Genomic DNA, 25,165 nt, shown 5'->3' on the forward strand with positions numbered 1-25,165 from the left:
GATGCGCATCTTCGATCCCCACATCCACATGACCTCCCGCACCACCGACGACTACCAGGCGATGTACGCGGCGGGCGTCCGCGCGGTCGTGGAGCCGGCCTTCTGGCTCGGCCAGCCGCGCACCGCGCCCGCCTCCTTCTACGACTACTTCGACTCCCTCCTCGGGTGGGAACCCTTCCGTGCCGCCCAGTACGGCATCGCCCACCACTGCACGCTCGCCCTCAATCCGAAGGAGGCGAACGACCCCCGCTGCACGCCCGTCCTCGACGAACTGCCCCGCTACCTCGTCAAGGACAACGTCGTCGCCGTCGGCGAGATCGGCTACGACTCCATGACGCCCGCCGAGGACACCGCACTCACCACCCAGCTCCAACTGGCCGCCGACCACGAACTGCCCGCCCTCGTGCACACCCCGCACCGCGACAAACTCGCCGGCCTGCGCCGCACGATCGACGTCGTCCGTGAGTCCGCGCTGCCCCTGGACCGCGTACTGATCGACCACCTCAACGAGACCACCGTCAAGGAAGCCAAGGACAGCGGCTGCTGGCTCGGGTTCTCCGTCTATCCCGACACCAAGATGGACGAGGCGAGGATGGTCGAGATCCTGCGGGAATTCGGCCCCGAACGGGTCCTGGTCAACTCCGCGGCGGACTGGGGCAACAGCGATCCGCTCAAGACCCGCAAGGTCGCCGACGCCATGCTCGCGACCGGGTACGACGAGGACGACGTCGACCTGGTCCTGTGGCGCAACCCGGTCGCCTTCTACGGGCTCAGCGGCCGCCTCGCCCTGGACGTCACCGGCACGGACGCCACCCACGAGGGCAACTCCATCCTGCGCGGCGGGGCGTGAGCCATGCGCTTCAGACACCCCGACGGCTCCACCGTCCACCTCGCCTACTGCACGAACGTCCACCCCGCCGAAACCCTCGAAGGCGTCCTCGCCCAGCTCCGCGACCACTGCGAACCCGTACGCAAAAGGCTCGGCAGGGACCGCATCGGCATCGGCCTCTGGCTCGCCAAGGACGCCGCCCGCGCCCTCGTCACCGACCCGGCGGCCCTGCGCGGCCTGCGCACCGAACTCGACCGGCGCGGCCTCGAAGTCGTCACGCTCAACGGCTTCCCCTATGAGGGCTTCGGCGCCGAAGAGGTCAAGTACCGCGTGTACAAGCCGGACTGGACCGACCCGGAGCGTCTCTCCCACACCACCGACCTCGCCCGGCTGCTCGCCGCCCTGCTCCCCGACGACGTCACCGAAGGCACGATCTCCACCCTGCCCCTGGCCTGGCGCACCCCCTTCGACACCGTCCGCGCCGAGACCGCCCGCACCGCTCTCACCACGCTCGCCCAGCGGCTGGACGCCCTCGACGAGCTGACCGGCCGCTCCATCCGTGTCGGCCTGGAACCGGAACCGGGCTGCACCGTCGAGACCACCGCCGATGCCATCGCCCCTCTCACCGCGGTCGACCACGACCGGATCGGCATCTGCGTCGACACCTGCCATCTCGCCACCTCCTTCGAGGACCCCCAAACCGCCTTCGACGCCCTCACCGAAGCGGGCATCCCCGTCGTCAAATCCCAGCTGTCCGCCGCTCTGCACGCCGAACACCCCCATCTTCCCGATGTACGCGAGGCCCTCGCCGCCTTCGACGAGCCCCGCTTCCTCCACCAGACCCGCGCCCTGACCAGCAGTGGACTGCGCGCCGCCGACGACCTCGGCGAAGCCCTCACCGGCGACGCCCTGCCCGACACGTCCCCCTGGCGCGCCCACTTCCACGTGCCCCTCCACGCGGAGCCCGCCGCGCCGCTCACCTCCACCCTCCCCGTGCTCCAGGACACCCTGACCCGACTCGTCGGCGGCACCACCCCCCTCACCCGTCATCTGGAGGTCGAGACCTACACCTGGCAGGCACTGCCCCCCGCGCTGCGCCCCCGCGGCCGCTCCCAGCTCGCCGAGGGCATCGCCGCGGAACTCGCCCTCGCCCGCGACCTCCTGACGGACCTCGGCCTGAAGGAACTCCCATGAGCCGGACCCGGACCCCGAGCGACCCGCACCACGACCCCACCCCTCTCCTCGTCCTGGACGTCGTCGGACTCACCCCCCGCCTCCTCGACCACATGCCCCGCCTCAAGGCCCTCGGCCAGTCCGGATCCCGGGCCCCGCTCGGCACCGTGCTACCCGCCGTGACCTGCGCCGCCCAGTCCACCTTCTTCACCGGCACCACCCCCGCCGAGCACGGCATCGTCGGCAACGGCTGGTACTTCCGCGAACTCGGCGACGTACTCCTGTGGCGCCAGCACAACGGCCTCGTCGCCGGCGACAAGCTCTGGGACGCCGCCCGCCGCGCGCACCCCGGATACACCGTCGCCAACATCTGCTGGTGGTACGCCATGGGCGCCGACACCGACTACACCGTCACCCCCCGCCCCGTCTACTACTCCGACGGCCGTAAGGAACCGGACTGCTATACCCGCCCCCCGGACCTGCACGACGAACTCACCGAAAGACTCGGCACCTTCCCCCTCTTCCACTTCTGGGGCCCGGGCGCCGACATCCGCTCCAGCCGCTGGATCGTGGACGCCACCCGGCACATCATCGACACCCGCCGTCCCGACCTCGCCCTGTGCTACCTCCCTCACCTCGACTACGACCTCCAGCGCTTCGGCCCCGACGACCCGCGCTCCCACCGCGCCGCCGCCGACCTGGACGCGACCCTCGCCCCGCTCCTCGACGACGCCCGAGCCGAGGGCCGCACCGTCGTCGCGCTCTCCGAGTACGGCATCACCCGCGTGCGCCGGCCCGTCGACATCAACCGCGTGCTGCGCCGCGCGGGCCTGCTCGAAGTGCACACGCAGGACGGCATGGAGTACCTCGACCCGATGGCCTCGCGCGCCTTCGCCGTCGCCGACCACCAGATCGCCCACGTGTACGTGCGCCGACCGGAGGACCTCGACACCACCCAGGCCGCCCTCCAAGACGTCCCCGGCATCGAGCAACTCCTCGACGACGCGGGCAAGAAGGCGCACCAGCTGGATCACCCGCGCTCGGGCGAACTCGTCGCCGTCGCCGCACCGGATGCCTGGTTCACGTACTACTACTGGCTCGACGACGACCGCGCGCCCGACTTCGCGCGGCTCGTCGAGATCCACCGCAAACCCGGCTACGACCCCGTCGAGCTCTTCATGGACCCCGACGACCCCTACGTCCGCGTCAGAGCCGCCGGCGCACTGGCCCGCAAGAAGCTCGGCATGCGCTACCGCATGGCCGTCGTGCCCCTGGACCCCTCACCTATTCGAGGCAGCCACGGCCGCCTCCCCGCGAGCGACGACGAAGGTCCGCTCATCCTGTGCTCCACCCCCCAGGCCCTCACCGACCGCGTCGCGGCCACCGACGTGAAAACGCTCCTGCTGCGCCTCGCGGGCCTGCACTGAACTCGGCCCGCCCCGCCCCGCAACTGCTCGATCTCCCTTGCTCTCTCGATCTCCACTGAACCAGACGGCCCGGCCCCTGCCATCGGGGTCCGACCCCCAGCCAACCCTGAACCGCACGTCGAACCGATCCCTGACACGACCCTGATCCAGCCGAGGAGAACCACATGACCCGCAAGCCGGCCCAGGCCGACCCCGAACTCGCCCAGAGACTCAGCCGACGCGGCATGCTCGGCGTCGCCGCGGGAGCCACCGCCGCGGCTCTCCTCGGCACCGCGCCCCCGGCTGCGGCAGCCGACCACTCCGCGGCCGGAGGGGTCGCAGGAGCCAGAGCAGCCGGTGGGGCCGGTGGGGCCGGTGGGAAGGGCCGAGGCCGCCCCGTCCTGCCCCCCGGGCGCCTCGGCATCCAGCTCTACAGCCTCCGCGACAAGGTCTCCACCCTCGGGTTCGCCGCGGTCTTCGCCGAGCTGGAGAAGTACGGCTACGACGAGATCGAGTTCGCCGGATACAGCCAGGGCTCGGCGGGCGCCATCACCCTCGCCCAGCTGAAGGCACTCGCCCATGACCACGGACTGAACCCCATCGGGTCCCACGTCGGCTATTACGACAACAACAACCCGAACGCGTACACCTTCGCGCAGAACCTCACCAAGGTCCTCGACGACGCCGAGGCCCTCGGCCTCAAGCACATCGGAACCGCCTCGGCACCCTTCCGCCACGGCTCGACCGTCGACGCCTGGAAGCGCGCGGCGGACGACTTCAACACGTACGGTGAGGCGGCCCGCAAACGCGGCATGAAGTTCTACCAGCACAACCACGCGGAGGAGTTCTCCTTCGCCACCGACAAGCCGGGCGTCCGCCTCTACGACGTACTGCTCGCCGAGACCGATCCCGACCACGTGTTCCTGGAAATGGACATCTACTGGGCCTACTGCGCCCAGTTCCGGTTCGGCAAGCGCCCTGACGGCACGCCCGCCCCCTTCGACCCGGTCGACTACGTACTGAAGCAGCCCCATCGCTATCCGCTGTTCCACGTCAAGGACGGCGTGCGGGACGAGACGGCCCGCGACGGCTACCGCATGTCGGACGTCGGGGACGGCGACATCGACTACAAGAAGTTCCTCTCGAAAGTGACCGCGCGCACCCACCAGGGACGGCGCTATCACCACTGGCAGACCGAGCACGACAACCCGGTCGAGTCCTACGCCTTCGCCCGCAAGTCGAGCGAGCACCTGCACTCCCTGCGTACCGGGCGCTGCGGGGACTGACCCCTGTATCGACGCCTGACACGGCATGGGCGCGGCGGGGAGCTGCCGCCGGGAACTTCCGGTGACCGATCCATCACTCCTGGTGAGAGCGGGTGCGAGGCGGGGCGGCTCGCCGCGCATCCGCCGGTCGGCGGGCAGATATGCAGGTGAAAGGCACTCCGAAACCTTGGTATTGTTGTCCATGTCGCCGCGGGGAACACCCCGCACGGCGGCAGCACCTGGTCCGGGTGGCGGAATGGCAGACGCGCTAGCTTGAGGTGCTAGTGCCCTTTATCGGGCGTGGGGGTTCAAGTCCCCCCTCGGACACAAAGTAGTGACGCGCTACGCGTCGTGATCCCCGCGGTCTCTTGGAGGCCGCGGGGATTTTTCGTGTACGCGATGGGCCCGCGCCGCCAGCCCCCCCGCCTCCGGAGCGGGCGCGGGGCTACCGGGACGCCGCCGACGCGCCCTCCGCCCACAGTGACCGCACGTGGCCGAGGTGCCGTGCCATGCACCGTTCCGCCGCCTCCGCGTCGCCCGACAGCATCAGGTCGAGGAGTTCGAGGTGCTCCTCGGCCGACGGGGTCAGCTGGTCGTTCTCGTCCAGGGCCGTCAGGCCGTAGAGGCGGGAGCGTTTGCGCAGGTCGCCGACTGTCTCGACCAGGCGGTCGTTGCCCGACAGGGCGAGCAGCGACAGGTGGAAGCGGCGGTCGGCCTCCAGGTAGGCAATGAGGTCGTGGCCCCGGGCGGCGCGCACGATCTCCTCGGCGATGGGGCGCAGCACCTCCAGGTCCTCGCGGGCGGCGGTACGGGTGATGCGGCCGATCATGGGGACCTCGATCAGGGCACGGATCTCCGTGTACTGGTCGAGGTCGCGCTCATTGACCTCCGTGACGCGAAAGCCCTTGTTGCGGACCGGCTCGACGAGGCCCTCCCGGGCCAGGTCGAGCATCGCCTCGCGCACCGGCGTCGCCGAGATGCCGAAGTCCTCGGCGAGGCCGGGCGCGGAGTAGATCTCGCCGGGCCGCAGCTCGCCGGAGATCAGGGCGGCCCGCAGGGCGTGGGCGACCTGATCGCGCAACCGCTCCGTGGTGGTGATCAGGTTCTTGTGCTTCAGGTGCCCCATGGCGCTCCCCTCCGGTGGTACCCGCGCCCGCGCGGAGCACCAAAGTACAATGTCACGTTGTCAGTTGAGGGGGCGGGCGGGGGGAGTGGGCTACTTGGGGCTCGGGCTTGGGGTTCGGGGCTTGGGGCCTACGGTCAGAGGGTGAAGCCTGCCGGGAACGGGTCGTCGAGGTCCAGGAAGTACTGCGCTGTGCCGGTGATCCAGGCCCGTCCGGTGATCCGGGGGACGACCGCGGGCCGGCCCGCCACCTCTGTCCGCGCGACCAGTCGGCCGGTGAACTCCGTACCGATGAAGGACTCGTTGACGAAGTCGCGGTTCAAGGGGAGTTCGCCGCGGGCGTGCAGCTGCGCCATCCGCGCGGAGGTGCCCGTCCCGCACGGGGAGCGGTCGAACCAGCCGGGGTGGATCGCCATCGCGTGCCGGGAGCGGTACGCGTCCGAGCCCGGTGCCGCGAGGTAGACGTGCTTGACGCCGGCGATGTCCGGCTGCTCGGGGTGGACCGGGCGGCCCGGCGAGGCGTTGATCGCGTCCATGATGGCGAGGGCCGCCGCGAGCAGGTCGTCCTTGCGGGCGCGGTCGAACGGCAGGCCCAGCGCCTCCAGGGGCACGAACGCGTAGAAGTTCCCGCCGAAGGCCAGGTCGTACGTGACCGTGCCGCGCCCCGGTACGTCGACCTCGCGGTCCAAGGCGACGCAGAACGCGGGGACGTTGGTGAGCGTCACCGATGTCGCCGCGCCGTCGCTCACGCGCACGTCCACGGAGACCAGGCCCGCCGGGGTGTCCAGGCGGACCGTCGTGACGGGCTCGGTGACCGGCACCATGCCCGTCTCGACGAGGACGGTGGCGACGCCGATGGTGCCGTGCCCGCACATGGGCAGCACTCCGGAGACCTCGATGTAGAGGACGCCGTAGTCGGCGTCGGGCCTGGTCGGCGGCTGGAGGATCGCGCCGCTCATCGCGGAGTGCCCGCGCGGCTCGTACATCAGGAGCGTACGGAGATGGTCCAGGTGTTCGATGAAGTGGAGTCGGCGCTCGGCCATGGTGGCGCCGGGGATCACCCTTACGCCGCCGGTGATCACACGTGTGGGCATGCCCTCGGTGTGCGAGTCGACGGCGTGGAAGACGTGTCGGGTGCGCATGTGTCTCCTCTGCGGGGTGGGGAGGTCTCTAGCGGTGGCCTGCCGCCAGCGCCTTCTCGGTCGCCGCCCGCACCAGCGCCTCCGTGGCGCCGGTCAGGGCGGCGCGCGGCGGCCGGGTCGGGCCGCCGCGGCGGCCCACGAGGTCCATCGAGAGTTTGATGGACTGCACGAATTCGGTCTTGGAGTCCTGGCGCAGGAGCGGGTGCAGCGAGCGGTAGAGCGGCAGCGCCGTGTCCAGGTCCCGCGCGCAAGCGGCGTGGTACAGCTCCGCGCAGGCGGCGGGGAAGGCGTTCGGGTATCCGGCGATCCAGCCCACCGCGCCCGCGACGGCCAGCTCGACCAGGACGTCGTCCGCGCCGATCAACAGGTCGAGGTCCGGGGCGAGTTCGGCGATCTCGTACGCCCTGCGCACGTCGCCGCTGAACTCCTTCACCGCCACGATGACGGCGTCGCCGTGCAGCCGGGCGAGCAGCTCGGGCGTCAGGTCGACCCGCGTGTCGTGGGGGTTGTTGTACGCGACCACGGGCACGCCGGCCTTGGCGACCTCGGCGTAGTGGGCGCGTACGGACTGTTCGTCGGCGCGGTAGGCGTTCGGCGGCAGGAGCAGTACCGAGCCGCAGCCCGCCTGTGCCGCCTGTTCGGCCCAGCGGCGGGACTCGGCGCTGCCGTACGCGGCGACGCCGGGCATCACGCGGGCTCCGTCGCCCGCGGCTTCGACGGCGGTGCGGACGACGCGGGCGCGTTCGTCGTCGGTGAGGGTCTGGTACTCGCCGAGGGAGCCGTTGGGCACGACGCCGTCGCAGCCGTTCGCGAGGAGGTGGCGGACGTGTGCGGCGTAGGCGTCGTAGTCGATGGAGAGGTCGTCGTGGAGGGGGAGCGCGGTGGCGACCATGATGCCACGCCAGGGGTGCTCGGGGGTCCAGGTCGGGGCAGTCGGGGCGGAGGGGGTGGTGGTCATGACGGCTGTCCTTCCGTCGGGGGGAGAGGGGCCGGGGGTCAGGGCGAGAGTGGGGGCGTGGTGCGGTTGTCTGGGATGCCCGGAGTCGGTGCCGGGTGGGTGGTGTCGGTGGGGTCGACCCGGTGGGTGGCGTGGTCGGGATGTCCGTCGGGTTCCGTCGCGGTGGTCGCGAGACGGGCGAGTGTGCCGAGGGGGACGGGGGTGGCGAGCAGGCGGCGGTCAGGGGGTGCGGGCGCGGGGGCGGTGGTGGCCGACGCGGCGAGGCAGGTCACGGCCGTGCCGCACACGCGGCCCTGGCACCAGCCCATGCCCGCCCGGGTGAGGAGCTTGGCGGTGCGGGCGTCGCGGGCGCCGTAGTCGGCCACGGCCTCGCGGACGCGGCCCGCCGTCACCTCTTCGCAGCGGCATACGTCCGTGTCGTCGGTGAGCCACCGGGTCCAGCCGGGGCCTGGCGCGTGCGCGGCGGCCATCGTCTCGGCGAAGGCACGCATCCGGTCGAGGCGGCGGCGCAGGGCGCGCAGCCGGGGGAGGGGGGCCGGGCGTTCACCGGTCAGGCGGGCGGCGATCGCATACGCCGCCAACTCGCCCTCGGTGCGCGCCAATTGCGCTCCGCCGATGCCTGACGTCTCGCCCGCCGCCCACAAGCCCCGGAGCGATGTCTCCTGGAGCGGGCTCACGGCGAGGGCGTGGGTGCCATCGGCGGTGCGGCGGGTGGCGCAGCCCAGCGTCGTCGCCAGGTCGATCTGTGGGATGAGGCCGTGTCCGACGGCCAGCGCGTCGCAGGTGACGCGGCGGCCCGTGCCCGGTACCGGACGCCAGTTCCTGTCCAGCCGGGAGACCGTCACCGCCTCCACCCGGTCGGCGCCGTGCGCCGCGGTCACCGCGCTGCGGGTGCGCAGGCGTGTTCGGTGGCGCAGCAGGGTTGTGCCGTGGAGTGCCGCTTCCGCGAGTTTGTGCGGGTTGGTGGCGAGCGCGGTCGGGTGGCGGGCGTAGCCGAGGTAGCCCGACGCCTCGACCACCTCCGGGACCGCGGCGCCGGCCGTGGCGAGCGAGGTGGCGACGGCGAGCAGCAGCGGTCCGCTGCCCGCGACGACGACACGCCTGCCGGGCAGGGCGAGGCCGGACTTGAGCGTGGCCTGGGCACCGCCTGCGCTCACGACACCCGGCAGGGTCCAGCCGGGGAAGGGGAGGTGGCGTTCGTACGAGCCGGTCGCGAGGAGGAGCGTGTGGGCCCGGAGGGTCACCGGCCGTTGTGCGGGTCTGGAGTCATGACCATGCTCGTGGTCGTGGTCGTGGTCGTGGTCGTGGCCGTCGCCTTGGCCGTGGTCGTCCCCGTATCTGTTCACTCGCGTGTCGTCTTCTCCGCCCTCCTCGCCGGTGAGCGCGTGGATGGTCCACCCGTCCCCGGTCGCCTCGCGCGTCACCGTCCAGACGTGGTGGCCGAGGCGTTGGGCGACGTCGCTCGCCGCCAGGCGGTCGCGCAGGTCGGTGTAGGCGGCCCAGTCGTGGTGGAGGGCCTCGGGGCGGGTGGCGCCCATGGCGGGGGCGGGGTGCCGGTAGAACTGGCCGCCCGGCCGGTCCGACGCGTCCAACAGTACGACGGAGAGGCCGAGTTCCGCCGCCGTCACGGCACCGGCGAGGCCTGCGGGGCCCGCGCCCAGGACCGCGAGGTCGTACGTCTCAGGTATCGAGCCCGGCATGACCGTGTCCCTCCTGTGTGGTCACCGCGTCACCGGGCCGGGCGGTGACCAGGCATGCCCGCCGGTTCGGGCGGCCGTTGACGGTGGCGAGACAGTCGTAGCACTGGCCGATCCCGCAGAACGCCCCGCGCGGGCGGCCGCCGACGCGGGTGCTCCGCCAGGCGAGTATCCCGGCGGACCAGAGCGCGGCGGCGATGGACTGCCCTGGCAGGACCGGGAGTTCGCGCCCGTCGAAGGTGATCGTGAAGGTGGCGGTTTCGGGGGAGGCGTCTACGACTCCCGCGGGCGTGCGGTCGTCACGTGTCAAGGGGGGCTCCTCTCGGGTGTGGGTACGGATGTGAGGTGCGTCGGCCGGAGCGGGTATGGGATGCGGGGGCGATGTGGAAGCGTGACCGCACGCACGCCTCACCCCGTGGCCGCCCTTTCCGCGAAGCGTTCGGGTGCGAACGGTGCGACGGACACAGGGGGTTGGCCACCCGTCAGCATCGCGGCGATGAGCATGCCCGTGGCCGGGGCGAGGCCGATGCCCGCGCCCTCGTGACCGCACGCGTGCAGCAGGCCGGGGGCGCGCGGGTCGGGGCCGATCGCGGGGAGGTGGTCGGGGAGGTACGGGCGGAACCCCGCGTACGTGCGGATCGCCCGGACTTCGGCAAGGGCGGGGAAGAGCCGTGTGGCCTGTGCCGCGAGGCGCCGGAGGGCCTCCAAGGAGAGGGCGCGGTCGAAGCCCACCCGCTCCCGGCTCGCACCGATGAGCACCGGGCCCGCCGGGGTGCCCTCCACCACGGCGGAGGTCTGGAGCCCGGCAGAGCCGCTGGTGACGTCGGCGACGTAGTCGGCGGAGTACACCTTGTGCCGCACCACCCGTGGCAGCGGTTCGGTCACGAGGACGAAGCCCCGACGGGGGAGTACGGGCAGTTCCACCCCTGCCAGGCGGGCGAGTTGGCCGCCCCACGCGCCCGCGGCGTTCACTACGTGCGGAGCCTTCGCGTCACCCTTCGGGGTCCGAACGCCGCGCACCTCGCCGCCGGGGCCGGTGAGGACCGCGGTGACCTCCTCGCCGAGGCGCAATGTCAGGTGTCCCATGTCGGCAGCCGCCTTGAGCAGGTGGGCGGCCGCCAGAGCGGGCTGCACCTGCGCGTCCTGGGGGTAGTGGAAACCGCCCGCGAGGTCGGGGGCCAGGTGTGGTTCGAGGGTGGCGAGACCGTCGGCGGGGATCTCGATCGCCTCGACGCCCGCCCGTTTCTGGCCCGCCGCGAACTTCCGCAGCGCGGTCATTTCCGCCTCGGTGGAGGCGACCACCAGGCCGCCTTTTCTCTCGTACTCGAAGCGGGACTCGAGGCGTGACTCGAGGCGTGACACGGTGCGTGCCTCGTTGCGCGCGGGAGGACCGGCCGCCAGCTCTCGCCACAACCGGGCCGATAGCAAGGCAAGTTCGAGTTCTGGACCCGGCTCCTTGTCGGATACGAGGAGGTTGCCCTCGCCCGCTCCCGTCGTGCCGCCCGCGACGGGTCCGCGGTCGATGACGGTGACTCGGAGGCCGGAAAGGGAGGCGTAATAGGCGCAGGCCGCGCCGATCACACCTGCTCCCACGACGATCACGTCCGAGTGTTCCGGACGTCCGGAGGGATGTCTCGTGAGCACGTCAGTAATATTTCACATGGCACTGGGGCTGCCAAGGGGGCAGACAGAGGCGGGAGTTGAACCCTGCGGGGGCGAGGTCAGTCGCGGCGGTGGTGGGCTCCCGGCGTGTAGCCGAAGGCGCGGCGGAACACGTCGATGAAGGCGCTGGTGGACGACCACCCGCAGCGGTGCGCGACCGAGGTGACCGGCGTGCCGTCGGCCAGCATGCGCAGCGCGTGGTAGAGGCGCAGCTGGGTGCGCCACTGCGGGAAGGTCATGCCCAGCTCGCGGCGGAAGAGGCGGCTGAGGGTGCGTTCGCCCGCCCCGGCCGTGGCGGCCAGTTCGGCCAGGCCGCGCGCGTCCGCGGGGTCGTCGTGCAGCAGGTCGCAGACCGCGGCGAGGCGTGGGTCCGAGGGGGCGGGCAACTGGACGGGTTGCTGTGGCGACGCGCGCAGTTGGTCGAGGAGCACCGCGCGCAGGCGCCGGCGCTCGGGGGTGTCCTCGTACGGGCTGCGGGTCCAGGCGAGGATCAGTTCGCGCAGCAGTGGGCTGACGGCGAGGACGGTCGGGGCGTCGAGGCCGAGCGGGTTCGTGTCGGCGGGCAGGCCGAGGAGGTGCAGGGCGAGGTGGCCGTGGGCGCGGTGCGCGTGGACGCAGCCGGCGGGGACCCAGATGGCGCGGGTGCCGGGGGCGAACCAGGTGCCGGCGTCGGTGGTGACGGCCACGACGCCGGAACCCGCGTAGATGATCTGGTGGTCGTCGTGGCGGTGCGCGTCGATGCGTTCGCCGGGGGCCAGTTCCTGGATGCGGGTGGGTGCCTCGGGCGTGTGGCGGATCTCCGGCATAGGTTGGCATTTTATCGGAAGCGCGCCATGGCGGAGGGTGGCGACGATGAGGCGGTGCCAGCGAACCAGCCTTTCCTTCCAGCGGGTCAGCCTTGGCGTCCGGTGAGCCCGCCGCCGCCCCCACCAACCCCCCAGGCCCCCGGACGCCCCAGCCACCCCCACCGCCCAAACCGCCCCATCCTCCTCCTCGCCCTTGGCCACGCCTGTGTCGACGTCTATCAAGGGGCCGTCGCCGCGCTCGTCCCCTTCTTTGTCGCCGAACGTGCCTACACCTACGCCGCCGCGTCCGGCATCGTGCTCGCCGCGTCGCTGTTGTCCTCCGTGGTGCAGCCGCTGTTCGGCGCGCTCACCGACAAGTGGGCCATGCCATGGCTGCTGCCGGTCAGCACGCTGGTGGGCGGGACCGGCGTCGCGCTCGCCGGGGTCGGCGGGGACTATGCCCTCACCCTGCTCGCCGTCGCCGTGTCCGGCATCGGCGTCGCCGCCTACCACCCCGAGGCCGCGCGGGTGGCGCGGCGGGCGAGCCGCGGCAGCCATACCGCCATGAGCTGGTTCTCCCTCGGCGGCAACCTCGGCTTCGCGACCGCCCCTCTGCTGACCGCCGCCGTCGTCACCACGGGCGGCCTGGGCGCCTCGCCGCTCCTCGTGGTCCCCGCCCTCGCGGGCGCCGCCCTGTGCGTGGCCGCGTTGCGCGGCATCCGGGTCGCGGAGACCGCCGCACCGCAGAGCGCGGCGCCCGCCCAGCCGCCGCCCGCCGACGACTGGCCCTCCTTCCTCAGGCTGTCCGGTGCCATCGTCTGCCGCTCGATCGTCTTCACCGGCTTGAGTACGTTCGTCTCGCTGTACGCGCGCCAGCGCACCGGCGGCGGTGAAGTCGGCGGAACCGCCGCGCTGTTCGTGCTCTACCTCGGCGGTGCCGTCGGCACGGTCGCGGGCGGGAGGCTCGCCGCCCGCCACGGCCGCCTGCCGGTGGTGCGCTGGTCGTACGCGCTGACGGTCCTCGCGGTGGCGGGGGTCGTGCTGGTGCCGGGGCCCGCGCTCTTCCTCTTCGTGGTCCTCGCCTCGGCCGGCCTCTACGTGCCGTTCTCCCTGCACATCACCCTCGGCCAGGACTACCTGCCCCGGCGGATCGGCACCGCGAGCGGGGTCACGCTCGGCCTGACGGTCAGCATCGGAGGTCTCGCGAGCCCACTCGTCGGCGCGCTCGCCGACGCCACCTCCCTGGGGCTCGCGCTCACCCCGCTGATCGCCCTGCCCGCCGTCGGCTGGCTCCTCCTGCGGGCCCTGCGCGAGCCGGGGGGAGCAGGCCCGGGCTGAACAACCCCTGGTTCCTGGCGGAACAACTCCTCGTTCCTGAGGGGTTGTCAGTGCAATTTCACATTATTACGTTACGCATCACATGGTTCATGGTGGCAGCCGCCAACTGCCGGTGCCACGTCATGAGTTGAGCATCGCCTCAGTCCCCCACCTCCCCGTCAGGAGCCCACGGTGTCCCAGCCACGCCCACGAACCCTGCGCAGATCCGTGCTCGCCGTCATGTCAGCGGCGAGTCTCTGCCTCACGGCCACCCCCCTCGTACAAGCCGCCGAGCCCACCCCCGTCCCCGCTCCCGCGCCCACTGCCGAGCGCCGCACCACCGAGCCGAACCCCTTGGACGTGGTCGACCGCAGGGCGCGCGCTCCCAAGCCGGGCGCCTACGAGATCCCGGCCCCCGGCGGGCTCACCGCGGGCCGCGTCCCGGGCGCTCGTACCCCCAAGCCGAAGCCCGCGGCAAAGGCACGAGAGGCGGCCGGAGCGTCGCGCGCCGTGCCCTGCACCCTCGACGGCGTCACCGGTCTGTCCCCCGAGCGGTTCGCGGACTTCCTCGGGGACCCGGCCGTCACCGCCGACGGCTGCCTGCGCACGCTCGTCTGGACCTGGGACAAGCGGCTCGCCCCCGTGATGTCGGACGCCCACGTCCAGGCCGTCTCCGCGCGCGTCACCCGGCTGGCCGCCGCCCATGACGGCAAGAACGGCAGCAACCTCCTGGAGATGCTCACGTATCTCCACGCCGTCGCCTACCAGGACTTCTCGCACGACGAGATCGACGTCACCGACGGCCCGACCGTCGACGCCATGCGCCGCGCCGTCGACGCCTTCGGCAAGGCGCCACGTACGTTCGACGTGACCCGGACCAACGCCGAGTCCCTGCGCGAGTCGCTGTACGCCGCAGGCGCGCCAGGGCTGCGACAGCACCAACTCCCGCTCGTCAAAAGCGTCCTGGCCACGATGGACGCCGACCACCCCGCGACGGCCAAGGACGCCACCTGGGCCGGCTCCGCGCTCGCCGCCCTCTCCCTCAACTACCTCGGCGTCCACCCGGGCAACAAGGACACCGCCTTCCACGCGGCGGTCAAGGCCGACGCCTCCTACCGCGCCGCCTTCAAGGCCTTCGCCGGGCACACTCACCTGAAGGGCACGGCCAACGCCTGGGTGGTGCGCGACGCGCTGAGCGAGTACGGCAGGTTCGGCCAGATATCCGGGCTCCGCGACGAGATCGTCCCGGGACTCGGCGGCCTCGTGACCGTCACGGCCCGCAACTTCGGTGAGGGCAGCGCTCCTTGGGTCAAGGTCGCCATCTGGCTGAACGAGTACGACGCCTGCGCGCCGTACCAGGTCTGCAAGGCCGACATCGAGCGTCGCCTCTTCCCGAGCACCTACACGTACGACAAGGGCGGGATGAAGGTCCGCACCGCACTCGACCGGAAGACCGTCGACCAGCTCTACTACGCGGGCAAGCAGGTCAAGGCGCAGTTCCACCGTGTCCTCGGCACCCAGGAACCGCTCGCCGGTGACCCCAACACCGGGCTGACAGCGGTGCTTTACTCCTCACGCGCCGACTACGAGAACTACCACCCGCTGCTCACGGGGATGGGCACGGACAACGGCGGCGTCTACATCGAGCGCGGTGCGACCTTCTACACCTACCAGCGACGCGTCCCGCAGGACTCGACGCTGTCGCTGGAGGAACTCTTCCGCCACGAGTACACGCACTACCTCAACGGCCGCTGGGCCGTGCCCGGCTTCTTCGGCGAGGGCCCCTGGTACGAGGGCGACCGCACCACCGCCATGGACGAGGGCACCGCCGAGTTCTTCGACGGCGCCACCCGCGACGACGGCATCAAGGTCCGCAAGTCCCTGGTGCGGGGCGTCATCGACGACACGGCCGACGGCGGCCCGCGGATGAGCGTCGACCAGATCCTGCACGCCACGTACGAAGGGGACGGCTTCCGCTTCTACGACTACGCCGGCACGCTCTTCGAGTTCCTGTGGGCCGAACGCCCGGCGCTCATCCAGGAGATGTACCGTCACCTGCGCGCCGACGACCCCGCCGCCTTCGACGCCTGGCGCGACCGGCTCGGGAAGGACCGCGGGCTGCAGAGCGCGTACGACGCCTTCCTCGACCAGCAGATCGCGCATGTCGACGACCTGTTCGTGCCCGACACCACGTACGTACCGGTCGACCGGCTGCGGGACACCACCGCCACTCAGGTCCGTGACTCCTTCAGGACCACCACCGGCGTCACGCCCCAGTGCCGCTCGAACGGCGCGCCGGAGCGCCCGCGTTACACCTGCACGGGCCGGATCACGGCCCGCTTGAGCGTGGCCGACGACCCCGACGCCGTCTTCCGGGACATGTCGGAGACGGTGGACCACTTCCTGCTGGAGAGGGCCGCGGCGGGGCACAACAACCTGGCCGACATGAACTGCTCGTTCGGTGGGGTGGAGGTCTGGACCGACGGCAGCGCGGGCAGCGCGGACTTCAGCTGCGAGGGCCCGCTCCGGGGCTGAGCGCCGCCCGGTACCGGTACCGGGCGGGGTCCTCGCCCGGCCGGGAGACGTCAGCCGGTGGCGCCCACCAGCAGCTCGGCCGCCGCGATCCCCGACACGCGGGTCGCGCCGTGCGTGATCAGATGCGCGGCGCCGAGCGCGTCGCCCGACGGGACGCCCATCTCGACGACCAGGGCATCGGGGCGGCTGCGCAGGAGGCGCGTCAACGTGTCGGTCATCCAGCGGTGGCGTGCCGCGTCGCGGACCACGACCACCAGGGCGCGGCCCGTCGCCGGGGCCAGCGCCTCGCGCTCCAACAGGCCGGTGGAGTAGGCGAGTTCCGGCTCCGTGAGACGGACGGACGTGGTGCCGGGGCGCAGGTCCCGCAGGGGCTGGGCGACGCCCCAGGGAGTACGGCCGTCGACCGCGAGGTTCATCGTCGGCGACAGTTCCACGACGTGCGGCGACCCGACGAGGGGCAGCGCGGCCGTGCCGACGCCGTGCCGCACGTGGACCGCGCGTCGGGCCGCGACCAGACCGATGTCCGTGACCCGGCTGGTGTCCTTAACCTGGCCGGTGCCGGTGCCGGTGCTGCGGGCGGTGCCCGCCGCCTGTCCGGCACCCATGCTCCGGCTGATGTCCACCCCCGGCTCGGCGCCGAAGTCGCCCCCAGCGGCCGTCACGGCCCGGGACCTCTCGCCCGACCAGGCCGCGAAGTCCCGCACGCGGGCGCTCGCCTCCGCCAGGCGTTCCTCGGGGAGCGTGCCGTCGAGGACGGCCTTCACCAGGGCCGTGGCGAGCAGGTCCACCGTCTCCTCACCGGCGCTCTCGCCGCCCACGCACACCGCGTCGACGCCGCCCGCGACCGCCCTGACGGTCGCACCGTCGATGCCGTACCGGTCGGTGACGGCGCCCATCTCGATGCCGTCCGTGACCAGGAGCCCGTCGAAGCCCAGTTCCCCGCGCAGCAGGTCCACCAGGATGCGGGGGCTGAGGGTCGCGGGCAGGTCGGGGTCGTAGGCGGGGGCCAGCAGATGGGCGGTCATCACCGCGCGGACACCCGCCTCCGTCGCCGCGATGAACGGCGGCAGCGCGGTGAGCGCGATCTCCTCGGCCGAGCCCTGGATCTGCGGCAGGCCGTAGTGCGAGTCGACGACGGTGTCGCCGTGGCCGGGGAAGTGCTTGGCGCAGGCGGCGACACCGGCGCTCTGGAGGCCGCGAATCCAGGCGGCCGTGTGCCGGGAGACGAGGTCGGTGCGGGAGCCGAAGGAGCGTACGCCGATCACCGGGTTGAGCGGGTTGGAGTTCACGTCGGCGCTGGGCGCGAAGTTGAGCGAGACGCCCGCGGCGTGCAGGTCGCGCCCGATGTCGTGCGCCACGCGCTCGGTCAGGTCGATGTCGTCGACCGCGCCGAGGGCGAGGTTGCCGGGCCGGGACGAGCCCGTCCACGCCTCCAGGCGGGTCACGTCGCCCGCCTCCTCGTCGATGGCCACGATCAGGTCGGGGTTCTCCGCCCGCAGGGAGGCGGTGAGCCGCGCGACCTGCTCGATGCTCTCGATGTTCCGTGAGAACAGCACGACGGAGCCCAGGCTCTCGGAGACCCTCCGGCGCACCCAGTCGGGGGCCTTGGTGCCCTCGAAGCCGGGTTGCAGCACGGAGTGGGCCAGGTGCTCCAGAGTCGGGTCACTGCTCGATGCGCTCGGTGCCATGGCGCGACCTCCGAAGTTGCGGCTACGTGGCTCGTGTGACGTGGTGCGAGGCGCGGGGCTCCTGCTGATTGGTCCAGGCCAATCGGATAGTGGATATTGGCTCGTATCGATCGAGGCTGTCAAGGAGTCCGAACCGGCCGGGACCGGCGAATCCGGCGCCCTGAGGACGGAGTTAGGCGATCCTGGTGACTTCCGCTGATCGCACCCGGTGAGGAAGTGGGCCATGCGCAGGTACGAACTTGTCGGCAGGCGCGACATCAGGCTGGTCACCGACGCGGCGGTGCCGGACCCCGGACCGCTGGAAGTCCTCGTCCGCGTCCGCGCCTGCACGGTCTGCAACCGCAGCGACCTCGCCTACTTCCACTACCACGGCCTGCGCGACCACTGCTCCCAGGGCTGTTTCGGTCACGAGATCGCCGGGGTCGTCGAGGCGACCGGCGCGGGCGTGCGCCGGGTCGTGCCCGGTCAGCGGGTCTTCGTGCGGACGCCGCTCACCACCGGGTACGCCGACTTCGCGCTGGCCCGCGAGATCTCCGTGGGCGCGCTGCCCGACCCCGTCCCCTTCGAGCAGGGCGCCCTCCTGCAACTGCTGCCGCTGGCCGTGCACGCCACCCGCGGCATCCGGCTCGGCGACCGCGTCGTGATCGTCGGCCAGGGGCCCGTCGGGCAGATGGCGCTGCGCGTGGCGGTGGCGCGCGGCGCCGCCGAGACGGTCGCCGTCGACCTCGACGACTGGCGCCTGGCGCACTCCACGGCCGCCGGGGCCGACGCGGTACGCCGCGTGGACGGCGGCCGGGAGCAACTGCTCGCCGTCGGCGCGGACTTCGACGTCGCCGTGGACGCCGTCGGCACCCCCACCACCCTCAACGCCTGCGTGGAACTCGTACGACAGAACGGCCTCGTCGTCCTCCTCGGCACCCACCACATCGACACCCACGTCAGCGTCGACCTGGTCACCTGGGAGCGCAAAGGGCTGCGGGTGCACAGCTCCGCCGAACCGCTGGACACCGCCCGAGCCGAGGCCCTCGCCGTCGCCGAGCGACTCGCCCACCGGCGCACCGACGCCCTGCGCCTCGCCGACCTCCACACGCACACCTACCCCCTCGACGAACTCCCGAAGGCCATGGAGCAGCTCTCCGCGAGCCGCGTGCTCCACCCCGACGCCGAGCACGCCCCCTACGACGGGCCGCCGCGCGAGACCCTGAAGGTGGCGATCGTCCCATGAGCCCGGGGCGGCGGCCGGGCCCGGCGTGAGGTGGGGCATCGCCGGCTACGGCGACATCGTGACGCGGCGCGCGCTGCCCGCCCTGCGCGCGCTCGGCGAGGAACCGGCCGTCCTCTGGGGCCGCGACCCGCACCGCGCGTCGCGCGTCGCCGAGCGGTACGCCGTCCCCAGGTCCGGCGCCGACCCGCGGGTCCTCCTCACGGACGTCGACGCCGTGTACGTCGCCACGCCCGTCGCCGCCCATGTGCCGCTCGCCCGCGCCGCGCTGGACGCCGGCCTCCCGGTCCTCGTCGAGAAGCCGCTCGCCGGAGGGCTCGCGACCGGCGCCGCGCTGGACACCGCAGGGCCGTGCGCGGGCGTCGCGTACTACCGCAGACTCGCCCCCGCCGTACGCCGGCTCCGCGCCGAGCTGGCCGACTGGACACCCGAGCGGGTCGAGGTGCGCTTCCGGTGCGCCTTCGCACCGGGCCCCGGCGACCCGATGCGCTGGCGCACCGACCCGGCCGTGTCGGGCGGCGGCGTGCTCGCCGACGCCGGCAGCCACCGGATCGACCTGCTGCTCCACCTCTTCGGCCGCCCGTACGAGATGACGGCCCGGCTCGGCGGCCGCTTCCCCCGGGGCGCGGAGCGGCGGGCCGACCTCACCCTGCGCTGGCCGTTCGGACCGCGGGCCCACTGCCTCGTGGAGTGGAGCGAGGGCCCGCCGATCGACCGCCTCGAACTCACCGGCGCCGGGCGCGCCGTGACCCTCGACCCGCTCGACGCGGGGCGGCTCACGGGCCTGGCCGAGACGCCGCTCCTCCTGCCCCCGGCGGCCAATCCGCACCAGCCGCTGTTCGCCGACTTCGCGCAGGCCGTGGCGAGGGGCGGGGCACCGGTGTGCCCGGTGGCCGAGGCCCGGCTCGTCGACGAGGTGATCGTGGCGGCGGAGCGCTCGGAGGCGGCGGGCGGCTCCCCGGTCCACCTGGGAGCCTGAACACCCCGCATACCGGGATCTCATGCCCCGTCATCCGCCGACCACGGCGTCAGCCAGCGCGGGTCGGGCGTGTCGGCGGCGCGTACGAAACGCACGTCGGCGGAGAGCCGCATCGCGTCCGTGGTGGTGTCCAGGGACGCGTGGATGACGCGCGGCACGTGCACCATCACGTCACCCGCCGCGAAGTCGGCCCACAGCCAGCGGCGGCCGAGCGTGCGGGCCGTCAGCTCCAGGTCGTGGCAGATCTGGCGGCGGTCCGTCGGCCGGTCGGTGATGTCGCGCAGCGGCGCGTACTCCTCGGGCGGCAGCCGGTGCGAGCCCTCCAGGTACACGAGCGCGCCGGTGCGCGGCGGACAGTCGCCCACGGGAACCCACAGGGTGACGACGGCGGGCGAACCCCGGTCCATGTAGTCGAAGTCGACATGGGCGCGCGAGGCCCGGCGCGTGCCCCGGTGGAAGTGGCGCAGGATGCGGCGCGGCAGCATCCGCGCCGCATCGCCGAGGAGGAGGGCGGCGAGCGAGGCGAGGGCCGGGTCGCTCACGAACCGGTCGAAGGCCGCCGAGCGCACGAACGTGTGCGCGGGGTGCCCCGCGACCCCGTACTCCGGCAGTCCGTCGGGCACCCGGCCGGAGAAGATCCCGTCCTCGGGGGTGGTGCCCGCCGCGAGCAGGCCCGGCGGGAAGAGCGAGAAGTACCGGCCGCGCAGCCGCAGGACCTCCGAGCGGTCGAGCAGCCCCGGCAGGTACAGATAGCCGTCGGCGTGCAGGCGCGCGCGGAGCGCGGCCGGGTCTCTCGGCGGCAGCAGGTCCGCGCTGGGGCGCAGCGGGCCGAAGAGTTCCGGCGTGCAGGGTATCGGTACGCCGTTCGACGACAGGTTCACGGTGTGTGTCCCTCGATCCATCGGGCCTTCGGTCAGTAGACGCCTTCCACTGCCTCGGCACTGGCCTCGCCGTCCTCCTGGAAGGGCCGCACGGCCGCGACCCCGTCCCAGGGGAACCACGGGTGCGGCCCGGTCCGGACCGCGCTGTCCCGCTCCAGAAGGTTGGGCAGGAAGAGGTCTTCGAGGAGGGTCGTGGCGCGCACCCGGCCCCGCTCACCGACGGCGACCTCGCGCCACGGGTCCCCGGGGTCGACGACCTTCAACACCGCGAAGGGCGGCGGCAGATGGTAGGAGTGTCCGGCCCCGGCGGGCACGCCGTCCGCCGCGCCGTCGTCCGTCACGTCGGCCTGGAGGGCGTGCCCGACGAGCGTGTTGCCGTAGGTGTCGATCCACTGCACGCCCCGCAGATGCTCCTGGCGCAGGAACGCGGCCTCGGCGGCGGTGCACGACGTACCGCCTGTGCACACGGCCCGGATGCCGTACGAGTGCAGCGGGCGCGGCAGCCGCATCGCCAGCTCCAGGAGCAGCCGCGCGGTGGTGAAGAGCAGCGAGGGGCGCTCGGCGGCCAGCAGGGCCAGGGTCTGGTCGATCAGGTGCGCGGTGTACGCGTCCGCCTCGCCGCCCGCCCGCAGCGCGGCCTTCACCCAGCGCGGGTCGAAGTCGATGGCGTGCACCGCGCCGCGCCAGCTGTCCGCGAGGCCCTCCACGAAGTGCCCGTACGCGTGCGGCCCGCCCGGTGTCATGGCGAGCACGTCGCCGCCGGCCACGCCGCGTGCCTCAAGGACCGTGCGGTAGATCTCCACGTCGTACGCGAGGCGCGTGACGTTGACGATGCGGCAGGGCGCGCCCGTGGTGCCGCCGGTCTCGAAGACGCGGAAGGGGCGGTCGCGGTAGCCGCGGGGGAGGAGGTCGCGGGCGTGCGCGGCGCGCAGCTCGGCCTTGTCGAAGAGGCCGAAGAGCTCCAGCGCGGCGAAGCCGTCGACGTCCTTGAGGGGGTCGAAGCCGAGCGTCGCGCGCCTGGCCGCCCAGAACGGGCTCGCGGTGTCCGGGGCGAAGTGCCAGCGCATCATCCGCCGCGTCCAGGTGTCGAGGTCCACGCCCAGCTCCGGCACGCGGGAGCGCAGGGTGCCGGTCAGCGTGTCGAAGGCGGTCGTCATGCGGGGCCCCACTTCGCTGGGCGGTGCACGAACAGGGACTCGGCGGTGATGGCCCGTACCGTTCCGGGCGCCGCGGCGAGGACGGCGGCGAAGGGGAAGGGGACTTCGTGGCCGACCAGGGGGTGGCCTTCGGGCGCCTGGAGCCGTACGAGGCGGGGCAGCACGCACGGCGCGCCGTCGACCTCCACGATCGGCTCACGGCGGGTGAGCATGCGGTCGCCCGGGCGCATGCGTTCGTGGACGGAGCGCAGCGCACGGTGGGCCTCGGCGGGTTCGCGGAATACGGTGAGCGGCCGGTCACGGGAAGCCGGGTCCGGCGGGATGGTGTCGAGTGCGGCGCCGAGGGAGGACGCCAGGGCGTGGCTCTGGGAGGGGTCGGTGCAGACGACGGTGCGTACGTTGCTGCAGAACCGCCCGGCGTCGGCCGCGACCAGGGGCAGCAGCCAGTCCACGGCCGCCTCGACGGGCATGCCGGGTGGCACCAGGGCGCAGCCCCGGCCGGGACCGTGCAGCGTGAGCGACTCCGCGTCACGGACCGACGCGGCGAGGCCCGCGCCCCCGTAGACGACCCGTCGGTCCGCGAGCTTCAACAGGCCGTGCAGGGTGCGGTGTTCGGCGGGGTAGAGGCCGATGCGGGCGGGGGGCCAGCCGACGGCGAGCAGGGCGGCGACGAGCCGGGCCGCGGAGAGCGGCTCGCGCCGGCTCGGCCGCACCCAGACGGCGCCCGAGCGCTCCGCCTGGTCGAGCACCGAGTCCAGGCACGTGAACGTGTTGCCCGGCAGCGCGACGAGGCTCAGCCGGTCGTCGGGCACCGGCTCACCGCCCCGCTTCAGCAGCGCCTCGCGCAGCATCGCGCACCAGCGGTCCACCAGCGGCCCCGGCAGCCCGGCCGTGCCCCACAGCGCCGCACGGAAGCCGACGGCGTCCTGCGCGCCGACGCCGCCGACCGTGACGGTGCCCCGGCCGAACAACCCCACTGCTTCGAGCAGCAGTTCGCGGCGTCCGGCGAGCGGCGGCAGGGTGGCACGCGTGGTGTCCCACCACCGCCGGTCGGCGTGGGCGACGATCTCCGGGACCAGCGCGAGACCGTACGAGGCGCCTCCCGTGCCCGGCAGCGCGGCGGTGTCCAGCGACGTCCGCCACTCGCCTCTGCGGAAGGTGCGGACCACCGCCGTCACGACAGCTCGCTGCGGAGCGCGGTGACCACCCGGATCTGCTCGGCCTCCGTGAGGGACGGGTACAGCGGCAGGGCGACATGGTGACGGGCGAACCGGCGCGCCCGCTCGAACGGCCCGTCACTGCGCGCGGGTTGGGTGCCGTCGGCGAAGTACGGGTGATCGCAGAGCAGGTGGTCGTAGACCTCGCCGGCCAGGGACACGCCGTGCCGCTCCCGCAGCCGCTTCTTCAACAGCGTGCGGTCGAGCGGCCCGTCAGGATCGAGGTGGGCCAGGTACTTGTAGAAGTTGCTGTCCGATCCGTCGGGCACGGCGTGCGGCCGGAGCCCCGGCACGTCAGCAAGCAACACGTCGTAGCGGGCCGCCAGTTCACGGCGCGCCGCCAAGGTGCGCGCGAAACGCTCCAGGTCGACCGTGCCGACGGCGGCGTGCAGTTCGCTCAGGCGCCAGTTGCCGCCCGGGCGGTCGTGGAGCGTGGAGCCCTGGGCACTCTTGCCGTGGTCGCGCCAGCGCCGTGCCTGTTCCGCGTCGTCCGGCAGCGCGGCGGACAACAGACCGCCCTCGCCGCTCACGGCGACCTTGGTGGGGAAGAACGAGAAGGCGCCGAACCGGCCGAAACTCCCCGCCGGGCGGCCGCCGAGCGTGGCACCGAAGGCGTGCGCGGCGTCCTCCACCACAGGGATGCCGCGCTCCCGGCAGTACGTGAGCACCGCGTCCAACGCGGGCGACACGATGCCGCCGATGTGCACCGGCAGGACGGCGGCCGTGTCGGGAAACCGGTCGACAGCCGCGCGCAGGGCGTCCGGGTCCATGCCGAGGCCGTCCGGCTCGATGTCGACGAAGCGGACGGACGCGCCCGCGCGCACCGCCGACGCGGCCGTGGCGAAGAACGTGTTGACCGGCACGAGGACGGTGCGGCCCGCCACCCCGACGATCCGCAGCGCGATTTCCAGGGCTGCCGAGCCGGACGCCACGGCCACCGTCTCGGCGCCGCCGGTCCAGGCGCGTGACAGCTCCTCGAAGCGCGCGACCTGCGGGCCCTGGGTGAGCACGCCCGAGGCGAGCGCGGCGTCGACGCGGTCGAGCACGGCGCGCCGCTCGGACACCTCGAAGCGGATGCGCTGGGCGGGCACATCAAGGCCTGTGCGCTCGGCGGGCACGGCGTCGCATGCTGTGACGGCGTGCCCGGCGCCACCGGACAGGTAACGCGTGAAGAAGTCCGCCGCGTGGCCGACGTGCGTGCCGTGGCCCATGGGCAGTTCATGGATCTCCGCGGAGGCGCCCGCCACCGCGAACGCGGCCCGGACCCTGTCCGCCGCCGCGCGCGCGTCGGCCGGTTCCAGATAGGTGTCGGCGGTGCCGTACTGGAGCTGGAGGGGCGCCGGGGCGAGCGCGGCGTACAGGTCCGCGAGGTCGGCGTACTCCAGGATTCCGGGGAGCGTCGCGCCTTCGTGGCCGGTCAACAGCCGTGCGTACAGGGCCTGGTAGCTGCCGAGGTGGCTCGCCGCGCAGAGCGGGAGGCCTTGGCGGGGTGCCAGCAGCGCGGTGTGCAGGGCGACCGCCGCGCCGAGGCTGTGGCCGAACAGGCCGAGCCGGTCCGGGTCGGCGCGCGGGTGCGCCGCCAGTACGTCGAGCGCGCCCAGGGCGTCACCGACGAGCGCGCCGAGCAGGGAGCGGCCGGTCAGCGTGAACGCGTGGGCCAGCAGCGTCCCTTCGTCCCGGCCGGCTCTGCGCTCCTCGTCGAGGCCGCCGCCGATGCCGTGGTCGAAGGAGAGCGTGACGAAGCCCGCCCGCGCCAGGTGCTCGGCGACATTGCGGTCGGGGTGGTCCGGCGGCACGTCTCCGGTGAGCTGGTCGAGGCGGGCGTTGCGGCCGCCGAGGACCAGGACGGCCGGGCCGCGCGGGACGCCGTGGGGCGCGAGGAGGGTGCCGTGGAAGGTGCCGCGTACGGGCGAGTCGAGGACCAGTCGCTCACGGCGCAGGCCGTCGCGCACCGAGACGTGGGTGTCGGTGACGGTGAGGGGCGCCCGCTCGACTCGGGCCAACCGCTCGACCAGCGCACGGAGTTGGCGGCAGGCAGCCGTGCGGTCCTCGGTGGCGTCACCGGCGGCCGGGCGCGGCGACGGCACGGCGGCGAGGAGCCTGCGGAGGTGACGGAGCTGCATCCGCGG

The 25,165-nt window shown here is 73.0% G+C and carries 20 protein-coding genes and 1 tRNA gene; 9 read left to right on the forward strand and 12 right to left on the reverse strand.

Annotation, left to right across the window (positions count from 1 at the left end; translation table 11 throughout):
- Position 1 precedes the first annotated feature (1 nt).
- The 5 genes from J2N69_RS32075 (at position 2) to J2N69_RS32095 (ending at position 5,000) form a co-directional block, all read left to right on the forward strand.
- Entirely contained in the window at positions 2-850 is an 849-nt protein-coding gene (locus J2N69_RS32075) for a TatD family hydrolase (RefSeq protein ID WP_127913152.1), read from the forward strand.
- 3 nt (positions 851-853) lie between these two features.
- The gene (gene eboE / locus J2N69_RS32080; RefSeq protein ID WP_230903828.1) at positions 854-2,023 is read left to right on the forward strand and encodes a metabolite traffic protein EboE; all 1,170 of its coding nucleotides are present in this window, start codon (positions 854-856) and stop codon (positions 2,021-2,023) included.
- Entirely contained in the window at positions 2,020-3,429 is a 1,410-nt protein-coding gene (locus tag J2N69_RS32085) for an alkaline phosphatase family protein (protein WP_230903829.1), read from the forward strand. The genes eboE and J2N69_RS32085 overlap by 4 nt, the downstream gene beginning before the upstream one ends.
- 164 nt (positions 3,430-3,593) lie before the next feature.
- On the forward strand, positions 3,594-4,694 hold the full coding sequence (locus tag J2N69_RS32090) for a sugar phosphate isomerase/epimerase family protein (protein ID WP_230903830.1): 1,101 nt from the start codon (positions 3,594-3,596) through the stop codon (positions 4,692-4,694).
- A gap of 221 nt (positions 4,695-4,915) precedes the next feature.
- Positions 4,916-5,000 (forward strand) — tRNA-Leu (locus tag J2N69_RS32095).
- Positions 5,001-5,118: 118 nt separating this feature from the next.
- Here J2N69_RS32095 and J2N69_RS32100 read toward each other — a convergent pair.
- The 7 genes from J2N69_RS32100 to J2N69_RS32130 all read right to left on the reverse strand — a co-directional run bounded on the left by J2N69_RS32100 (position 5,119) and on the right by J2N69_RS32130 (position 12,061).
- On the reverse strand, positions 5,119-5,799 hold the full coding sequence (locus tag J2N69_RS32100) for a GntR family transcriptional regulator (RefSeq protein ID WP_230903831.1): 681 nt from the start codon (positions 5,797-5,799) through the stop codon (positions 5,119-5,121).
- A gap of 134 nt (positions 5,800-5,933) precedes the next feature.
- A complete protein-coding gene (locus J2N69_RS32105) occupies positions 5,934-6,938 on the reverse strand; it encodes a proline racemase family protein (RefSeq protein WP_230903832.1) in 1,005 nt (334 codons plus the stop codon).
- A 28-nt stretch (positions 6,939-6,966) separates the two neighbouring features.
- The gene (locus tag J2N69_RS32110; RefSeq protein ID WP_230903833.1) at positions 6,967-7,896 is read right to left on the reverse strand and encodes a dihydrodipicolinate synthase family protein; all 930 of its coding nucleotides are present in this window, start codon (positions 7,894-7,896) and stop codon (positions 6,967-6,969) included.
- Between the two features lie 38 nt (positions 7,897-7,934).
- Entirely contained in the window at positions 7,935-9,596 is a 1,662-nt protein-coding gene (locus tag J2N69_RS32115; RefSeq protein WP_230903834.1) for an NAD(P)/FAD-dependent oxidoreductase, read from the reverse strand.
- Complete coding sequence (locus J2N69_RS32120) at positions 9,577-9,903, reverse strand: (2Fe-2S)-binding protein (protein WP_230903835.1); 327 nt, start codon at positions 9,901-9,903, stop codon at positions 9,577-9,579. The genes J2N69_RS32115 and J2N69_RS32120 overlap by 20 nt, the downstream gene beginning before the upstream one ends.
- A gap of 98 nt (positions 9,904-10,001) precedes the next feature.
- The gene (locus J2N69_RS32125) at positions 10,002-11,237 is read right to left on the reverse strand and encodes an NAD(P)/FAD-dependent oxidoreductase (protein WP_230903836.1); all 1,236 of its coding nucleotides are present in this window, start codon (positions 11,235-11,237) and stop codon (positions 10,002-10,004) included.
- A gap of 77 nt (positions 11,238-11,314) precedes the next feature.
- A complete protein-coding gene (locus J2N69_RS32130; RefSeq protein WP_230903837.1) occupies positions 11,315-12,061 on the reverse strand; it encodes a helix-turn-helix transcriptional regulator in 747 nt (248 codons plus the stop codon).
- A gap of 177 nt (positions 12,062-12,238) precedes the next feature.
- Here J2N69_RS32130 and J2N69_RS32140 point away from each other — a divergent pair, with 177 nt between their 5' ends.
- Both J2N69_RS32140 and J2N69_RS32145 read left to right on the forward strand, forming a co-directional pair.
- Positions 12,239-13,378, forward strand: a complete 1,140-nt coding sequence (locus J2N69_RS32140; protein WP_230904965.1) for an MFS transporter — start codon at positions 12,239-12,241, stop codon at positions 13,376-13,378.
- 219 nt (positions 13,379-13,597) lie between these two features.
- Entirely contained in the window at positions 13,598-15,892 is a 2,295-nt protein-coding gene (locus J2N69_RS32145; protein ID WP_230904966.1) for a collagenase, read from the forward strand.
- 50 nt (positions 15,893-15,942) lie between these two features.
- Here J2N69_RS32145 and J2N69_RS32150 read toward each other — a convergent pair whose 3' ends face one another.
- On the reverse strand, positions 15,943-17,580 hold the full coding sequence (locus J2N69_RS32150; RefSeq protein WP_230903838.1) for a glycoside hydrolase family 3 protein: 1,638 nt from the start codon (positions 17,578-17,580) through the stop codon (positions 15,943-15,945).
- Between the two features lie 223 nt (positions 17,581-17,803).
- On the opposite strand from J2N69_RS32150, the gene J2N69_RS32155 reads away from it, so the two are divergent.
- Together J2N69_RS32155 and J2N69_RS32160 are read left to right on the forward strand one after the other, a co-directional pair.
- Positions 17,804-18,805, forward strand: coding sequence for a zinc-dependent alcohol dehydrogenase (locus J2N69_RS32155; protein WP_230903839.1), 1,002 nt, complete (start codon positions 17,804-17,806; stop codon positions 18,803-18,805).
- 25 nt (positions 18,806-18,830) lie between these two features.
- Entirely contained in the window at positions 18,831-19,781 is a 951-nt protein-coding gene (locus J2N69_RS32160) for a Gfo/Idh/MocA family protein (protein WP_230903840.1), read from the forward strand.
- Between the two features lie 20 nt (positions 19,782-19,801).
- Here J2N69_RS32160 and J2N69_RS32165 read toward each other — a convergent pair whose 3' ends face one another.
- The 4 genes from J2N69_RS32165 to J2N69_RS32180 are packed head-to-tail and all read right to left on the reverse strand — an operon-like array spanning position 19,802 to position 25,159.
- Entirely contained in the window at positions 19,802-20,662 is an 861-nt protein-coding gene (locus tag J2N69_RS32165) for a phytanoyl-CoA dioxygenase family protein (protein WP_230903841.1), read from the reverse strand.
- A gap of 32 nt (positions 20,663-20,694) precedes the next feature.
- Positions 20,695-21,819 carry a phenylacetate--CoA ligase family protein gene (locus J2N69_RS32170; RefSeq protein WP_230903842.1) on the reverse strand — a complete coding sequence of 375 codons (1,125 nt, stop codon included), beginning with the start codon at positions 21,817-21,819 and terminating at the stop codon, positions 20,695-20,697.
- Positions 21,816-22,997, reverse strand: a complete 1,182-nt coding sequence (locus J2N69_RS32175; protein WP_230903843.1) for a hypothetical protein — start codon at positions 22,995-22,997, stop codon at positions 21,816-21,818. The genes J2N69_RS32170 and J2N69_RS32175 overlap by 4 nt, the downstream gene beginning before the upstream one ends.
- Positions 22,994-25,159 carry a DegT/DnrJ/EryC1/StrS family aminotransferase gene (locus J2N69_RS32180; RefSeq protein ID WP_230903844.1) on the reverse strand — a complete coding sequence of 722 codons (2,166 nt, stop codon included), beginning with the start codon at positions 25,157-25,159 and terminating at the stop codon, positions 22,994-22,996. The genes J2N69_RS32175 and J2N69_RS32180 overlap by 4 nt, the downstream gene beginning before the upstream one ends.
- Positions 25,160-25,165 lie beyond the last annotated feature (6 nt).

It is taken from the genome of Streptomyces huasconensis (genome assembly GCF_021028635.1).
In the GTDB taxonomy this organism is placed as follows: domain Bacteria; phylum Actinomycetota; class Actinomycetes; order Streptomycetales; family Streptomycetaceae; genus Streptomyces; species Streptomyces huasconensis.

Bases quoted from the DNA above. Each gene is read 5' to 3' on its own strand.
- J2N69_RS32075 (WP_127913152.1), top strand. From the start codon at position 2: ATGCGCATCTTCGATCCCCACATCCACATGACCTCCCGCACCACCGAC.
- eboE (WP_230903828.1), top strand. From the start codon at position 854: ATGCGCTTCAGACACCCCGACGGCTCCACCGTCCACCTCGCCTACTGC.
- J2N69_RS32085 (WP_230903829.1), top strand. From the start codon at position 2,020: ATGAGCCGGACCCGGACCCCGAGCGACCCGCACCACGACCCCACCCCT.
- J2N69_RS32090 (WP_230903830.1), top strand. From the start codon at position 3,594: ATGACCCGCAAGCCGGCCCAGGCCGACCCCGAACTCGCCCAGAGACTC.
- J2N69_RS32100 (WP_230903831.1), bottom strand. From the start codon at position 5,799: ATGGGGCACCTGAAGCACAAGAACCTGATCACCACCACGGAGCGGTTG.
- J2N69_RS32105 (WP_230903832.1), bottom strand. From the start codon at position 6,938: ATGCGCACCCGACACGTCTTCCACGCCGTCGACTCGCACACCGAGGGC.
- J2N69_RS32110 (WP_230903833.1), bottom strand. From the start codon at position 7,896: ATGACCACCACCCCCTCCGCCCCGACTGCCCCGACCTGGACCCCCGAG.
- J2N69_RS32115 (WP_230903834.1), bottom strand. From the start codon at position 9,596: ATGCCGGGCTCGATACCTGAGACGTACGACCTCGCGGTCCTGGGCGCG.
- J2N69_RS32130 (WP_230903837.1), bottom strand. From the start codon at position 12,061: ATGCCGGAGATCCGCCACACGCCCGAGGCACCCACCCGCATCCAGGAA.
- J2N69_RS32145 (WP_230904966.1), top strand. From the start codon at position 13,598: ATGTCAGCGGCGAGTCTCTGCCTCACGGCCACCCCCCTCGTACAAGCC.
- J2N69_RS32150 (WP_230903838.1), bottom strand. From the start codon at position 17,580: ATGGCACCGAGCGCATCGAGCAGTGACCCGACTCTGGAGCACCTGGCC.
- J2N69_RS32155 (WP_230903839.1), top strand. From the start codon at position 17,804: ATGCGCAGGTACGAACTTGTCGGCAGGCGCGACATCAGGCTGGTCACC.
- J2N69_RS32170 (WP_230903842.1), bottom strand. From the start codon at position 21,819: ATGACGACCGCCTTCGACACGCTGACCGGCACCCTGCGCTCCCGCGTG.
- J2N69_RS32180 (WP_230903844.1), bottom strand. From the start codon at position 25,159: ATGCAGCTCCGTCACCTCCGCAGGCTCCTCGCCGCCGTGCCGTCGCCG.